14 protein-coding genes are annotated in these 13,131 nt (G+C 67.3%); 5 read left to right on the forward strand and 9 right to left on the reverse strand.

Going from position 1 to position 13,131, the window contains the following annotated elements; translation table 11 throughout:
- Positions 1-22 precede the first annotated feature (22 nt).
- The 3 genes from RNB18_RS26885 to RNB18_RS26895 form a co-directional block, all read right to left on the reverse strand.
- Positions 23-787 carry a TIGR03936 family radical SAM-associated protein gene (locus RNB18_RS26885; protein ID WP_311716672.1) on the reverse strand — a complete coding sequence of 255 codons (765 nt, stop codon included), beginning with the start codon at positions 785-787 and terminating at the stop codon, positions 23-25.
- A gap of 48 nt (positions 788-835) precedes the next feature.
- Positions 836-2,017 (reverse strand): phage tail tape measure protein, encoded by a 1,182-nt coding sequence (locus RNB18_RS26890; protein WP_311716673.1) that lies wholly within the window; start codon positions 2,015-2,017, stop codon positions 836-838.
- 84 nt (positions 2,018-2,101) lie between these two features.
- Positions 2,102-2,431, reverse strand: a complete 330-nt coding sequence (locus RNB18_RS26895; protein ID WP_311716674.1) for a GNAT family N-acetyltransferase — start codon at positions 2,429-2,431, stop codon at positions 2,102-2,104.
- Positions 2,432-2,491: 60 nt separating this feature from the next.
- On the opposite strand from RNB18_RS26895, the gene RNB18_RS26900 reads away from it, so the two are divergent.
- The 3 genes from RNB18_RS26900 to RNB18_RS26910 all read left to right on the forward strand — a co-directional run bounded on the left by RNB18_RS26900 (position 2,492) and on the right by RNB18_RS26910 (position 5,290).
- Complete coding sequence (locus RNB18_RS26900) at positions 2,492-3,076, forward strand: TerD family protein (protein WP_311716675.1); 585 nt, start codon at positions 2,492-2,494, stop codon at positions 3,074-3,076.
- Between the two features lie 74 nt (positions 3,077-3,150).
- Positions 3,151-3,390, forward strand: coding sequence for a hypothetical protein (locus tag RNB18_RS26905; protein WP_311716676.1), 240 nt, complete (start codon positions 3,151-3,153; stop codon positions 3,388-3,390).
- A gap of 286 nt (positions 3,391-3,676) precedes the next feature.
- Positions 3,677-5,290 carry a recombinase family protein gene (locus RNB18_RS26910; RefSeq protein WP_311716677.1) on the forward strand — a complete coding sequence of 538 codons (1,614 nt, stop codon included), beginning with the start codon at positions 3,677-3,679 and terminating at the stop codon, positions 5,288-5,290.
- 220 nt (positions 5,291-5,510) lie between these two features.
- Here the strand turns inward: RNB18_RS26910 and RNB18_RS26915 are convergent, their stop codons facing one another.
- The 4 genes from RNB18_RS26915 to RNB18_RS26930 all read right to left on the reverse strand — a co-directional run bounded on the left by RNB18_RS26915 (position 5,511) and on the right by RNB18_RS26930 (position 9,007).
- Complete coding sequence (locus RNB18_RS26915) at positions 5,511-6,869, reverse strand: replication initiator (protein ID WP_394817673.1); 1,359 nt, start codon at positions 6,867-6,869, stop codon at positions 5,511-5,513.
- 295 nt (positions 6,870-7,164) lie between these two features.
- The gene (locus tag RNB18_RS26920; RefSeq protein ID WP_030929446.1) at positions 7,165-7,362 is read right to left on the reverse strand and encodes a hypothetical protein; all 198 of its coding nucleotides are present in this window, start codon (positions 7,360-7,362) and stop codon (positions 7,165-7,167) included.
- Positions 7,359-8,660, reverse strand: a complete 1,302-nt coding sequence (locus RNB18_RS26925) for an FtsK/SpoIIIE domain-containing protein (RefSeq protein WP_311716679.1) — start codon at positions 8,658-8,660, stop codon at positions 7,359-7,361. The genes RNB18_RS26920 and RNB18_RS26925 overlap by 4 nt, the downstream gene beginning before the upstream one ends.
- Complete coding sequence (locus tag RNB18_RS26930) at positions 8,660-9,007, reverse strand: SCO3933 family regulatory protein (RefSeq protein WP_123989207.1); 348 nt, start codon at positions 9,005-9,007, stop codon at positions 8,660-8,662. Before RNB18_RS26930 ends, RNB18_RS26925 begins: the two co-directional genes overlap by 1 nt.
- A 165-nt stretch (positions 9,008-9,172) precedes the next feature.
- On the opposite strand from RNB18_RS26930, the gene RNB18_RS26935 reads away from it, so the two are divergent.
- Positions 9,173-9,952 carry a GntR family transcriptional regulator gene (locus tag RNB18_RS26935; protein ID WP_311716680.1) on the forward strand — a complete coding sequence of 260 codons (780 nt, stop codon included), beginning with the start codon at positions 9,173-9,175 and terminating at the stop codon, positions 9,950-9,952.
- A 407-nt stretch (positions 9,953-10,359) separates the two neighbouring features.
- Here RNB18_RS26935 and RNB18_RS26940 read toward each other — a convergent pair whose 3' ends face one another.
- Together RNB18_RS26940 and RNB18_RS26945 are read right to left on the reverse strand one after the other, a co-directional pair.
- Entirely contained in the window at positions 10,360-10,656 is a 297-nt protein-coding gene (locus RNB18_RS26940) for a hypothetical protein (RefSeq protein ID WP_394817669.1), read from the reverse strand.
- A 329-nt stretch (positions 10,657-10,985) separates the two neighbouring features.
- Positions 10,986-11,543 (reverse strand): ATP-binding protein, encoded by a 558-nt coding sequence (locus tag RNB18_RS26945; protein ID WP_311716682.1) that lies wholly within the window; start codon positions 11,541-11,543, stop codon positions 10,986-10,988.
- A 211-nt stretch (positions 11,544-11,754) separates the two neighbouring features.
- On the opposite strand from RNB18_RS26945, the gene RNB18_RS26950 reads away from it, so the two are divergent.
- A complete protein-coding gene (locus RNB18_RS26950) occupies positions 11,755-13,128 on the forward strand; it encodes a tetratricopeptide repeat protein (protein ID WP_311716683.1) in 1,374 nt (457 codons plus the stop codon).
- Positions 13,129-13,131: the final 3 nt, after the last annotated feature.

The following is a 13,131-nucleotide window of genomic DNA, read 5'->3' on the forward strand; positions in this document are numbered from 1 at the left end:
CCCGTCCTTCGCGGGACCTTCCTTACGCCGGCGCCTTCGCGGCGGCAGTCGGTTCGGCCGTTGAGTGGGCCTCGACTGCCTCGCGGTCGGGCGCGAGCGGGTCGGTCACCGTGCCGGTCTCTTCATCGAGCAGCCCCTGCGCCAGCCTGGTCACCGCTGCGGGGACCGGCGGCGCCAGGTCGGCCACGGCGCGGAGACCGGACAGGACGTCGTCGGGTCGTACGGCAGGCGTCACGTGCCGAACAACCAGCCGCAGTATCGCACAGGGCTGGTCGGTCGGCCTATCAGCAGAATCACTGTGCGTTTCAAGTTGTACGACCGCGGGGCGGGCGTCAAAGGTCCGAAGACCGTTCTTGGTGGTGCGCTGGACCTCGACCGCCTCGGCGGCGTTGAACACGGCGACCGCACGCCCGGCCTCTGCCGGGTCCACGCCGTCCAGCCTGAGCTCCCACACGGAAGCGGTGAGCCGGTCGGCGAGTCCCGAGGTCCTGGCCTCGACCGCGTCGACGACGTCGAGCCCGGCGGGCAGCGACTCGTCGAGGAGAAGCCGGAGCTTCTCCGGGTCGCGCGTCTGCGTGAGCGCGATCTCCAGGTACTCCGCCTCACTGCCCGTGCCGGTGGGTGCGGCATTGGCGTACGACACCTTCGGATGCGGCGTGAACCCCGCCGAGTACGCCATGGGCACCTCGGCGCGGCGCAGCGCACGCTCGAAGGCGCGCTGGAAGTCACGGTGGCTGGTGAACCGGAGGCGGCCGCGCTTGGTGTAGCGCAGTCGGATGCGCTGCACCGCCGGTGCGGGCGGCGGGCCTTCGGGCTGTCGCTTGCCCAGTGTCGCTCAGTCCTTCGTGAGTGCGGTCGTACTGCTACCAAGAGTACGTGTGTCGGCGCCCGTCGGTTCCCGCAGGGCCACCGCCTCACGCTCACGGGTCTCGCCGACGGCGCCGACATCGCGCACAGCGCCCGCGTCGCCGAAGAGCATCCGCCGGACGTCGGCCCGGGCCTGCCGTACGGACTCACGGGCCGAGGCGAGAGCGGCCCGGGTGATCCGTCCCACACTGCGCGCGGCCTCCGCTACCGGGCGCAGCACCACGTCCCGGACCACGTGCCCGACCGGGGTCAGCACCGTGCGGTACACCCAGCGCACCGGCTCGACGAAGATCCACCGGAAGAGGGTCCCGAGGAACCGCCCGACAGCGAGGGAGATGTGCCCGGCGATCCGCCAGGCGTGCCCGAGCGCGTCCCACACTTCCCGGCCGACGACGGCAAGGACCCTTCCCATGGGCGCGAGGACCCAGCGCCACAGGGCAACGAAGGGCAGGACGAGCAGGACGCGGGCGATCCAGTACAGGGCGACACCGATGCCGGTGACGACGGCGCCCGCCAGCCATGCGAGCCCCCTGGCACACCAGACGATCGCGCGCCCGATCGGCGTGAAGATCCAGGCGAGCACGGCGCCGACGCCCTTGAGGAACCACACGATCCCGTGCCCGACCGGAGTGAACATGCGCGCGTACACCCACACCAGCCCGGCCACGATCCCCCGCGCGACCCACGCGATGCCGTGCCCGATCAGTGTGAGTACCGCGCCGACGCCCTTGAGGAACCACACGATCCCGTGCCCGACCGGAGTGAGCACGCGCGCGTACACCCACACCAGCCCGGCCACGATCCCCCGCGCGACCCACGCGATGCCGTGCCCGACCGGCGTCAGCACATGCCGGTACAGCCACACCAGGGGAAGAACGACAAGCACCTTGGCGAGCCATCCGACCGCCCTGGCGAGGGGCACGACCACGTAGCGCCACAGGCCCACGCAGGGCCAGACGACCAGCGCCCGCCACAGCGGCCGCAGCACACTGTCCCGCAGGAACCGCCCCACCACGACCAACGCGTCCCACACGATCCGCACGGGCACGACCAGCACGAGCACGACGATGCGTACGGGGATGCGAATCGCGACGGTCAGGCATCCCTCCGGCGGGGGCGCCTGCGGCGCGGGCTGCTTCTCCAGGTCCATAACGACGTAGACGCCTCAGTTCCCCGTACGGATCCAGAACCGCAGCTTTATGCCGCGCCGGTCCTCGAATTCTCCGCCATTGGCCTAGATCACCTTACGAGACGCGGTGTTGCCGGCGTCACAGGTGACCAGGGCCCGCGCGATGCCCAGTTGACGGCAGACGGGCAGGGCGGCCGCGAGCATGGCGGTGGCGTGTCCCCGACGCCGGGCGCCTGGGCGGACCACGTATCCGATGTGGCCACCGAGCTCCAGCACGAAGGACGCGAACCCCGCCGGCTCCCGCCACGTCCTCCCGTACGGTCCGATCTCCCCGCTCTCCAGCACGGCCGGGTCGAGACCCGCCTCGGTGAACTCGCGTACCGCGTCGAGGTAGGAGGCGTGGAACCGGACGTCGGGCAGGGTCAGCTGTGGCATCGCCTCATGGTTTCACGGGTCCGTTCCCTGACCCGGCGGGCGCCCGTGCACTATGTCCCCATGATTACGCTTACGAAGGAAGACGGCCCCGCCGACCTGGACGGCGTGACCCATCTGTCCATAGGGGTCTCCTGGGACCCCAGCGTCGGCGCCAGCGGCGGAGTGCTCGGCAAGCTCCGCCAGAAGAAGGGCACCGACCTCGACCTCATCGCCATCGCCATGCACGACGGCGACCCGGTGCGCCTGGCGGGCCTCGACTCGCTCGACCCCATAGGCAACGGCTCCCTGCTGCACAGCGGCGACAACCAGACCGGCCACGGAGACGGCGACGACGAGACGGTCACCGTCGAGTTCGCGAAGATCCCGCCGCACATCACGTCGATCGTCTTCGTCGCCGCCGCCTACAAGAAGGGCAGTTCCTTCCAGAAGGCCCGCAACATCAGCTTCAAGGTCTACGACGCCAGCGGCGGCAGCTCCCAGCAGGTCGCCGACATCTGGCCGAGCATGCTCACCACGGACAACGGCTGCGCGGTCGCCAAGGCGGTCCGGGTCGGCAACACCTGGAAGCTCGAAGTCATCAACATCACCGGCAAGATCAAGCAGGGCGACCAACTGGCCCTCATGCGCTTCGCCGCGAGCAAGTAGCGGACCCGAGGGCGGCTCACCCACTCAGATGCGCTCGGCAAGCAACTGATCGCGGGGGTGTGCATGGTGAGTTCATGAACACAACACCTCTCTCCAAGAAGGCCGTTTCCCGCATTCCGCGAGTATTCGCGGTGACCGTCGCCCTGGGCATCGCTTGTGCGGCGGGGGTGGCAACCGCCACGTCCGCCGTGGCCGCGACGCCCGCCACCCACGCTGTCACCAAGGCCGCCCCGGTCGGCGGCCACGGTGGCGGCGGCGGCGAGGATCACCAGTGCAACAACGGCCTCCTGCTCATCCTCAACTTCTGCAACTGACGCACAGGCGACGGCACTTCCAGGCCGTCAGCCGCAACACCACACAACCGCACATGTGAAGCCCGTCCAACGCAGGGCGGTCGGGAACAGGGACACAATCCCCGTTCCCGACCGCCCTGCCGACCGGCTCGCTCACATCAGTGCGCGTGACCACTCGCGGCGGGAGTCGGGCCGCCGTTCTTGACCGTCAGAGGCAGCAACTTCTTGCCGGTCGGGCCGATTTGAATCTGCGTGTCCATCTGAGGCCATATACCAACTGCCTTAAAACCGCGCTACCTTCGATGACATGGGGAAACGAGCGAGGACGCCAAGTGACCGCGGATCGTACGACGTTGAGGCGGAGTGGAGCACCGCCGACTTATCGCTCTTAGACGATCTGAAGAGAGCGGAGGACCTCTTACCCGACGACGCCCCACGGGCCCTGTTGTCCGTGCGGCTCTCCGTCCTCACCGACGACACCACGTCGCCGGTACGCCAGGAGCTCGATCTACGCATACTCGCCAGGGAACGCGGCTACCGAGTGGTGGGGGTCGCCAGCGATCTCAACGTCTCGGCAACGAAGGTCCCGCCGTGGAAGCGGAAGGAACTCGGGGACTGGCTCAATAACCGGGCGCCTGAGTTCGACGTACTGCTCTTCTGGAAGCTCGACCGCTTCGTACGACGACTTACAGACCTCAGCACCATGATCGATTGGTGCCTGAAGTACGGCAAGAACCTGGTCTCCAAGAACGACTCGATCGATCTGACCACGACCGCCGGGAAGATCATGGTCACGATCGTCGGCGGCATTGCCGAGATCGAGGCCGCCAACACGAGCACCCGCGTCACAAGCCTCTGGGACTACACCAAGACGCAGAGCGCCTGGCTCGTAGGCAAGCCCGCGTACGGCTACGAGACAGCAGAGGACGAGAACGGCAGGGTCGTACTGGTCATCAACAAGGACGCGTACAGAGCGCTGCACTGGTGTCGCAACGCCGCGATGCGGCCGAGGCAAGCTTCCGCCCGCCGCATCGTCAAGGTTCTCGTCCGCGCCGGACTCTGCGGACCAGGTCTGACGACGTCGACCCAGCTCCGTCGACTCCGGAACCCAGCACTTATGGGGTACCGCGTAGAAGAGGACAAGAACGGAGGCGTGCGCCGCTCGAAGATCGTGCTTGGCAGCGACGCCAAGCCCATCCGCGTAGCTGACCCGATCTTCACCGAGGATGAGTTCAACAGCCTTCAGGCCGCCTTGGACCGACGCGCAAAGAACCAGCCCACCCGTGCTCCCGGCGGAGCCACGCAGTTCCTCGGTGTCCTGATCTGCGCCGACTGCGGCACGAACATGACCGTACAGAGGAACCGCGTCAAAGATCGTTCCTACATGTACCTCCGGTGCGGTAAGTGCAAGGCGGGAGGCCATGGCGCACCGAACCCCCACGACATCTACAGCAAGCTCGTCGAGGACGTCCTGAAGGTGCTGGGGGACGAGCCGGTCATGACGCGCGAGTACCGTCAGGGCGCCGAGGCGCGGAAGGAACAGCAGCGTCTCGAACAGTCCATCAGTTACTACATGACGGGGCTTGAGCCCGGAGGCCGCTTCACGAAGACGCGGTTCACCAAGGAGCAGGCAGAGAAAACACTCGACGACCTCATCAAACAACTGGAGACCATCGATCCCGAGTCGACCCAGGACCGTTGGGTGGCCGTGCACAACGGCAAGACGTTCCGATCTCAGTGGGAGGAGGGTGGCATGGAGGCCATGGCCGCAGACCTGCTCCGCGTCGGCGTGAAGTGCAAGATCAAGCGGAGCAAGGTCCCAGGCGTACGCGCACCGCGCATCCACATGAAGCTCATGATTCCCAAGGACGTGCGGGACCGTCTGATACTGAAGGAAGACGACTTCGCGGAAGCCTTCTGAGGACACGCGTGGCCTATGAATGCGGCGCTGCCGTCCTGAGGAATTTGAGGAGGCAGCGCCTGCCTTCACTCGAACCACGACTCGGGGTCGAACGGCTCCTCCGTGCCGTCGTCATCGACCATCACGATCTCGCTTTCGATCAAGATCCGATCCCCATCGTCGTGAGGTCCGAGGGACAACGAGCGCAGAGGCTTTCGGGGCTCACGTTCAGGAGGCGCAGCTATCCGCACCACTCCCCCTCATGCCTCGCTTCGAGGCCGAGCCGCCGGGACTCCGCGAGGTCATCGGCGATTCCGGCGGCGATGAGCGCAGCGCCTGGCGTGTGGCCGGAACCGACGTACCGCCAGTGCCTCTCGGTGACCCCGTCGGGCAGGTCGCCATGGCCCATGTGGTCAGCGCGTTCGGCGCGGAGCACTGCGTACGTCGTCGAGTAGACGCGGGACTTGGTCAGGATGTGGCCCCGGTAGCCCAACGTGTGAGCCCAGGCCCGAAGCCGGAGGGGCGCGTACTCGGGAAGCCCACCGAGGCGCCAGCAGGTACGCATGAGGGTGCGGACGTGATCGTTGACGGGTGCCGTGTCGATTTCGGCGAAGGTGGAGAGCGAGTGGTCCAGGCCGACGCCGGTCTCGCTCGCCCCCTTGGTGACGTACTTGGCCACGTACGCGGCAACGGCGTCATCTTCGAGTCCACCCCCATCAGCCCGCAGGGGCCGGACGTCGATTTGGACGCCCCATCGCATACCCAGCTCACCCACGGCCGGGCTGTGGGGCGTGCGGACCAGGACCCGTTCAGCGGAGGCACGGACCGCGTTGATGAGTAGAGCCGCAGTGCCCCAAGCCGGGGGTTCATCGTCAGGGCCGTTCGGTCCGTCGAGGCGGACGACGGCGTGTACGTGAACGGCCGCTCGCTTCTGATACTCGGCCACACGCGCAAAGGACAGCCGGGCATGGTGTGCGAAGCGGGACTGCACGAGGCCGACTGAGCCCGCAAGGCGCCGCCGAACGTCGATGACGAACCGATCCCACAGCTTGGAAGCGTGAGCGTGCCACAGCGCGTGGGCTGTGTAGTCGTAGCAGTTGGGACAGAGCGGCTGACCGACAATCGGCGCATCGGGAGCGTGGAGCACGTCGCAGCCGAGGGGACGACCATGCTCGCAGGCACCGCCGTCACGACGAGGGCGGCATCGCTCCCCGACTCGGTGAACCGCACCGAAGGACGGTGCAGTGAGGGTGACGAAGAGCCGGGGTCGCTCGCGGACTGCGGCGGGAACACCCTTGCCGCCGAGGAGACCCGCACGGACAAGGTGGAAGGTGTCCCCAGCGTGTAGCCGGGAGCACGCCGGACAGACGGTCGCGCGTCTGTTGCGGCACCGGACGAGAAGGCGCTCTCCGGGTTCATCGCGAGTGTCATAGTGACGGAAGATCTCGCCGGTATCCGGGGCCAGGGTCGTAGTCGAGCCGGAGAGGTGGACGGGGTTGGCACACCCACCTGTGGCGGTGATCTGTTCCAACCAGCGCTGGAAGTTGGCATCTTGGGCAACGCGTATTGCGTCGCGATCTGTCTCGGAGAGCCGACGCAGGCGCCCCGCCCGGTCGAGAACGGGGCGCCTGCCAGCCGGAGTGAGGTCCGCGGTGATGGCGGTGACCTTCCGGGTTGGGCCGCCGTAGCGGCACGGGTGATGGGTGACGGCACGTCGTGGGGCATGGGTCCTCCCTCGTCTGGTGTGGTGTGTGGGTTTCGGTCAGCGGATGGTTCCGGTGCCCCGGCAGACGCGGCAGCGGTGCAGCCGTCCGGTCCAGGTCCTGCGGGCGCCGTCGCCCTTGCAGTGAGGGCACCTCACGCGAGGCATAGGCATGGCGGTACGTCCTTTCCGCTCAGGTGTGGGAGAAGCCGCTGACGAACCAGGTCACGAGTCCGTGGACGGTGAAGAGCACGGGGGTCTGTCCGAGGTAGAGGCCGAAGAGGCCGACGCACACGGCTTCCCAGGCGCGGACATCACGGGAGCGGACGAGGAGGACGGTGATGATCCCGAAGATCACCGCAAACGTGAACGCCGTTCCTTCGCTGATCACTTGTCGTCCCCTTCCAGCGCAACGAGCGCATGACCGAGGGCGGGCAGTTCCGGGGTCATGCCGGAGTACTTCCGGGCTGTCGAGACGGCTTCCTCCGCTGGAGTCAGGTGCGAGCGGGCACGGCTCCAGCCGCCGTCCGGTCCGCTGCACACGGCCACACCCCGTTCCTCCGCCGTGATGGACTGAGCGACGGCCACGGCGTCCTTGTTGAGGTCGCCCAAGGTCATCTCGGCCGTGCCGGGGTCATTCACCCGGTGGCAGATCCGGCCGCCGAGTTGGGCCCGGAGCGCCGTGACGCCGGGACCCAGGTCGGATCCGACGCGTTGGCCGGCGACGACCAAGTGCAGTCCGAGGGCGGCCCCGAGCTGGGCCAGCCGGAGCAGGAGGGTGGAGCACTGATCGGCTTCCGCCTTGCTCTCGCGGGTGCCGTCAGACAGGTACAGCTCTGCGATCTCGTCGACGATCACGACCACGGGTATCGGCCGGAGGCTGTCAGGGAGTTCCCAGATCGAACGGACACCGGCCGACCGGCACGCGCTCATCCGGTCCTGCATGTCGACGACGAGGGCGGAGAGAGTGGCGACCGCTTCGCGGCGACACGTCGCCAGCGCGCTCAACCGCTCCGCGAAAAGCCCGAGTTCCATACCGCCCTTGCAGTCGATGCCGACCAGAGCGACGGGTTGTGGCGCGAGTTGGGTGATCAACCTGGCCAGCAGGGTGGACTTGCCGGACCGGGTGGCCCCGGCTATGAGCCAGTGCGGCACGAGCCGCAGGTTCATGACCCAGGCACCGCCGCTTTCCAGAGCGCCGATGAGGGCAGAGAGCAGTTCGGTGGGGGCCGTGGCCAGGCCGGGACGTTGCAGCGGATCACTGGCCATGGCTGTCAGTAACACGACCCCACGTTCCGGCGAGGTGACCCGCACCGCGTGGACCTTCCACGCGTGCACGAGGGCATCAGCCGCCTTCATGTACGTCGCCGGGGTCTGGCCCGCGTGCAGCCGTACGGTCACGGCCAGCCCCATGCGCGTAGCGCGCGGAAACGACAGCCGCGGAGCCACTGGCCGTACCGGATCACCCTTGACCAACAGATGCCCGACCACCGTGCGCGACGGAAGTCGCGACACCGACAGATCGTTGAGCAGAGCGACTCTGCGCCAGGTGAACAGCACCCGGCACGTAGTCACCGGGTAGCCAGCGACGTACCAGTGCCAGACCGGACGATGCCGACGCACCAGGTCACCGACGAGCAGCACCCAGGCGAGCGCGGCCAGGGCAACGGCAAGCAGGTACGGCCCCATCACGCATCACCGCCCTTGGTGTGCGCGGCGGCACCGTGCACGGGTGTGATCGCGTCGGCGCGGAAGCTGATCCCGTGCCGGTCACCCATCGACCAGGCGAACGCGGTCAGCCCGGTGACTCTCACGATCTGGCCTTCCTCGATGCCTTTCGGCTCGCCGCTCACGGCGATCTCGATGACGGAGATGCGCCGCCGGTCCTGGCGCACGGTGACGGCCACCGTGTAGACGGGGTTTCCGTCCCGGTCCCTCTTCACCTCCTGTGTCTCGGGGTTGCTGAGCTTTGCTTCGGGTGCGATGGCGCATCGCAGTACGCCGAGTCGCGCCGCGTCCACGGGAATGGACTGCATTGGTGTTGGCCTCCTTGGCCAGTCAGGACGTCAGTCAGGTACTGACGTCACTTGTCCTTACGAGTTACGACTATGAAGCCCTGTACGACGAGAGAGCAACTACTTATGCTGACGAGTGATGTCGCGCGTGCGACGTGCCTACGACTCCAACCCGGAGATGCCGAGATGACAGAGATCCAGCGCCCCGGAGCCCTCTACCAACAGGTGGCCGCCGCGATCCGGGAAGCGATCCTGTCCGGAGAGTTCGCTCCGGACTCGCTCCTGCCGTCCGAGGCCCAGCTCATGACCCGCTACCAGGTCTCCCGTCCCACGGTCCGCAACGCCGTCTCCGCACTGCGGGCGGAAGGCCTCATCGACGTACGGCACGGCAAGGGGAGCTTCGTACGCTCCAACGGCCGCCCTGTCGTCAGCCTCGCCGGCCACGTGGGCCGCACGTCCGGCGGTCGCTTCACACTCCATGGCGTAGCTACATGGGAGCAGACCGAGGAGCCGAGCACCTACCGCACGCATGCGACCGAACCCACGGCACACCTCCTTGAGGTACAGGTCGAGGAAGCGCTCTTCGGTTGCGACAGGTTGCTGACTGATCCGGCCACTGGCACGCGCGCGATGCACCGCACGCTGATCCCGCTCGCCACTGCCGACGCCGTACCGGATCTTGCCGAAGCGCCAAATGCCGAACCTGCCGCCGTGTACGCGATGCTGACGAAGGCCGGACACAAACTGTGGTGGTCCGAGACGGTCCGCGCGCGCATGCCGCTCCCGGATGAGCGCACCGCCCTGCGCCTGCCCGATGCGACCCCGGTCCTTCACCTGTCCCGCGTCACCTGCGGCACCGACGACCAGGCCCTGATCCTCGAAGAAATCCGCATCGGCGCCGACCGCGCCGAGCTTGCCTACCGGATCACTGCCGACAAGGTGCTCGCTCAACGCCGCCAGCCGTGATCGGCAACGGCAATCGGTCGAAACATTCTTCACTTCCTCAAGGGCACGCCTGCGGCGTGCCAGGGCGCCCCGCCGCCCCGGCCGGGCGTGCGGCGTGACCGCCGGTCCCGTCCGGTCGGCCAGCGCCCCGCACCGCAGAGCGCCGGAGGGCCTGACGCGTCGACTGGCCGTCGCATGCCCGGGCGTTCGGGGCTGGGGGTCGACGACCTCCGAGACTTTAGGCAGCCGCCATGGGGCGAGCCTCGAAGAACAGGGGGCCGATCGGGCTGTTGCGGGCAGGTCCAAGGACTGCCCGATCCGCTGGCGAGCGTAAGGCCCCCTGTTCGCTCGCCCCATGACAGCTCCCGCCCAAAGTCTCTGCGGCCGGCGACGTGCCCACGTGTCCCGCTCACCAGCGGAAAGACCTCTCATGTCCGACCGCCCTGGCTGTCGGCGAGCGTCTCCAGGAGGATGGCAAGCCGTTCCACGGCGTCCGGCCAGCCGGCCACGCGTACAACGCCACGTCCTTCTTCGTTCGTCGAGGCCACCGCACGCACCTCTGACAACTCGAACCCCGCGGCCAGGAGCGCCCGGTTGAACCGGTCGGCCGACCCGCGCGCCACACGCCAGCCCGCGATGTAGTCGACGCCAGACACCCACAGCCCTGAGTTGCTGTCAGGGATGTCCAGACCGTCGCTCAACCTGTCCTCACCCGCGCCAGACACCTGGCCCACCTCTGTCCTGATCTAGGTAACGGATCGTCAACTTCCTTGGACCAGGACCGAAATGCAGCACGACGGCCCCGGTACCATCAGGCACCGGGAACCGCCGTGTTCCCAGCCGGGCCACCCTTCGCTTTCCAGGGCTGATGGGGTGGCCCGGTCTCGGTATGAGGTTGTGAAGCGCGGCCCCTCACTCGGGAGGGGAGCTCCCGAAACGTTCGAGGAGCCGCGCCCCTTCGACCGGAGCGGTCAGGATCCGGCCGGTAACCGGGGCACCTCTGCTCCCGATCGCGAAGGAGCAGAGCAACGGTGACGCGGTGCCCCGGCGTCTGTCAGGCCACGTGATCGGCCGTCAACGGATCGAGATCGAAGCGGCACCAGACGGTCTTGCCTCCGCGATCCTCCGCCGACCACCAGACCGACGTCGCCAGCCGCTGAACGATGTGCAGCCCACGGCCCGTGTCAGGCAACACTGCCTCGGACAGTTCACCGAGCAGTCCCGGCGCGAACGCCTCTCCTGCTGGAAGCAATGGGGGCGTCGAGTCCTCGTCGGCAACGCCGATAAAGAGCCATCTTGGGTACAGCTTGAAGATCACATCGATACGTCGGCAGCCTCCAGGACGGCTGAGGTGCCGATCCGGTACGGCGTGGTTCACCACGTTTCCCACGAGTTCTGAAACGGCCAGTCGAGCATCATCGACCAGCGCATCCAGCCCAGCGCCCCGCAAGAACACGGCCGTCATGTCGCGCGCCATGCGCCCCGTGTCACCGAACTCGGCGAAGAGCGTCAGCGTCAGGAAGTGCCCGTCAGAGGACGGATCCGGCGCCACGAACCAGTGCGCGTAGGCGTCCAGTTCCCTTGACACGCTCTTGGCTTTCCCCGCATCCATTTGCGTCCCTCTCCGAGCCGCCCACGGCCCTCACGGCATCGCTTGTTGCACGCGTGCCAGTACACGGCGAGCAGACTGGTTCCGGGAGCGTTCACCAGGGGGTTCACATGAACACCAGCAAAGGCAAAGGGGGTTCACCAATGAACCCCCTGGGGCGATACTCCTGTGACAGGATGAGCACTCGCCGTCATTCTCGGGTTGGCAGGGGAGCATGAGCCGAGAGCCGAACGCGCACTTAGTTGCCGTCATGGACGAAGCGCAGGTCTCGAACAAGGGCCTTGCGAAGCGGATGAAGGACGCCGCCGCTCAGCGCGGTGTGCACCTCGGAACAACCCACGTTTCCGTTCAGCGATGGCGGGACGGGGCAGGCATTACACCTCAGACCGCCGCGATCATGGCAGACGTACTGAGCACCAAAACCGGCCGTCGGATCACACCCGGCGATCTCGGTTTCTTCGATCACTCGCAGCAGCCGGCACCCCAGCCCGTTGGCTACCCGGACACAGTGCCCGACGTGCTGTCCCTCCTGGAGTGCCTTGCCGACCAGAGCCCCGACGCCGTGGCATCGGACCAGTTGGCCATCGCGGACGGCGACCTAAATTCCGCCGTCCTGTCGTGGATGATCGCGCGTCCGGACGGTATTCAGTCCGACAGACCCAGTCATCAGCGCGTCGGCATGCGCGACGTCCGCGCGATCAAGGACGCGGCCGGAATGTTCATGCAGCTCGACTTCAAGTACGGCGGAGGCCATGGCCACAAGGCCCTACGCCATTACTTCCGCCACGAGGTTCTACCCCTGCTGGATGCCAGCTACAGCGAGAAGGTGGGCACGGCGCTCTTCGGTGCAGCCGCCGAGGTCTCCCAGTTGCTCGCGTGGACCGCGTACGACACCGGAAACCACCACCTCGCCCACCGCTACCTGACTTCCACGCTGCGCCTGTCCCAGGTCATCGACGACCGCATGTTCGGCGCCCGCATCCTCGGCAACCTCAGCCACCAAGCCAACTACCTCGGCAACCACGCTCAGGCCATCCAACTGGCCCGCGCCGCCGTCGAGGGCGCCAAGGGACGTGCTACGCCGCGCGCAATGGCGGACTACGCAGCCATGGAGGCCCGCGCCCTGTCCAACGCAGGTGATCGCATCGCCGCGGGCCGCGCCATGAATGAGGCACAGCGCCACTTTGAGCAAGCCGACACAGCTGAGGACCCCGCGTGGCTCGGCTACTTCGACTCCGCGGAGCTCATGGGCGAACTTTGCCACTGCTTCCGTGATCTCAAGATGCGCCGCGAAGCCGTCGAGCAGGCTCAGCGTGCCGTCGACAGCACCGATCCGAAGTACGCCCGCACATTGGGGTTCTGCCGCATGGTGCTTGCTCAAAGCCAGCTCCTGAACGGCGAATTGGAAGCCGCCGTTACGACAGCCAGCCTGGCCGTGGACGGCGGCGACACACTCCAATCAACACGCTTCCAGCGGTACGTGACCGACTTCCAAGCCGAGGTAAGCATCCACGCGACGATCCCCACCGTGGCCGCATTCAACGACCAGGTGCGCGACGCACTCGCCCGCCTGGAGGACGACGACTAGCGG

The organism is Streptomyces doebereineriae, assembly GCF_031845645.1.
Classification (GTDB): Bacteria; Actinomycetota; Actinomycetes; order Streptomycetales; family Streptomycetaceae; genus Streptomyces; species Streptomyces canus.

Bases quoted from the DNA above. Each gene is read 5' to 3' on its own strand.
- RNB18_RS26905 (WP_311716676.1), top strand. From the start codon at position 3,151: ATGAACACAACACCTCTCTCCAAGAAGGCCGTTTCCCGCATTCCGCGA.
- RNB18_RS26945 (WP_311716682.1), bottom strand. From the start codon at position 11,543: ATGGATGCGGGGAAAGCCAAGAGCGTGTCAAGGGAACTGGACGCCTAC.
- RNB18_RS26925 (WP_311716679.1), bottom strand. From the start codon at position 8,660: ATGGGGCCGTACCTGCTTGCCGTTGCCCTGGCCGCGCTCGCCTGGGTG.
- RNB18_RS26890 (WP_311716673.1), bottom strand. From the start codon at position 2,017: ATGGACCTGGAGAAGCAGCCCGCGCCGCAGGCGCCCCCGCCGGAGGGA.
- RNB18_RS26910 (WP_311716677.1), top strand. From the start codon at position 3,677: ATGGGGAAACGAGCGAGGACGCCAAGTGACCGCGGATCGTACGACGTT.
- RNB18_RS26895 (WP_311716674.1), bottom strand. From the start codon at position 2,431: ATGCCACAGCTGACCCTGCCCGACGTCCGGTTCCACGCCTCCTACCTC.
- RNB18_RS26935 (WP_311716680.1), top strand. From the start codon at position 9,173: ATGACAGAGATCCAGCGCCCCGGAGCCCTCTACCAACAGGTGGCCGCC.
- RNB18_RS26900 (WP_311716675.1), top strand. From the start codon at position 2,492: ATGATTACGCTTACGAAGGAAGACGGCCCCGCCGACCTGGACGGCGTG.
- RNB18_RS26930 (WP_123989207.1), bottom strand. From the start codon at position 9,007: ATGCAGTCCATTCCCGTGGACGCGGCGCGACTCGGCGTACTGCGATGC.
- RNB18_RS26950 (WP_311716683.1), top strand. From the start codon at position 11,755: ATGAGCCGAGAGCCGAACGCGCACTTAGTTGCCGTCATGGACGAAGCG.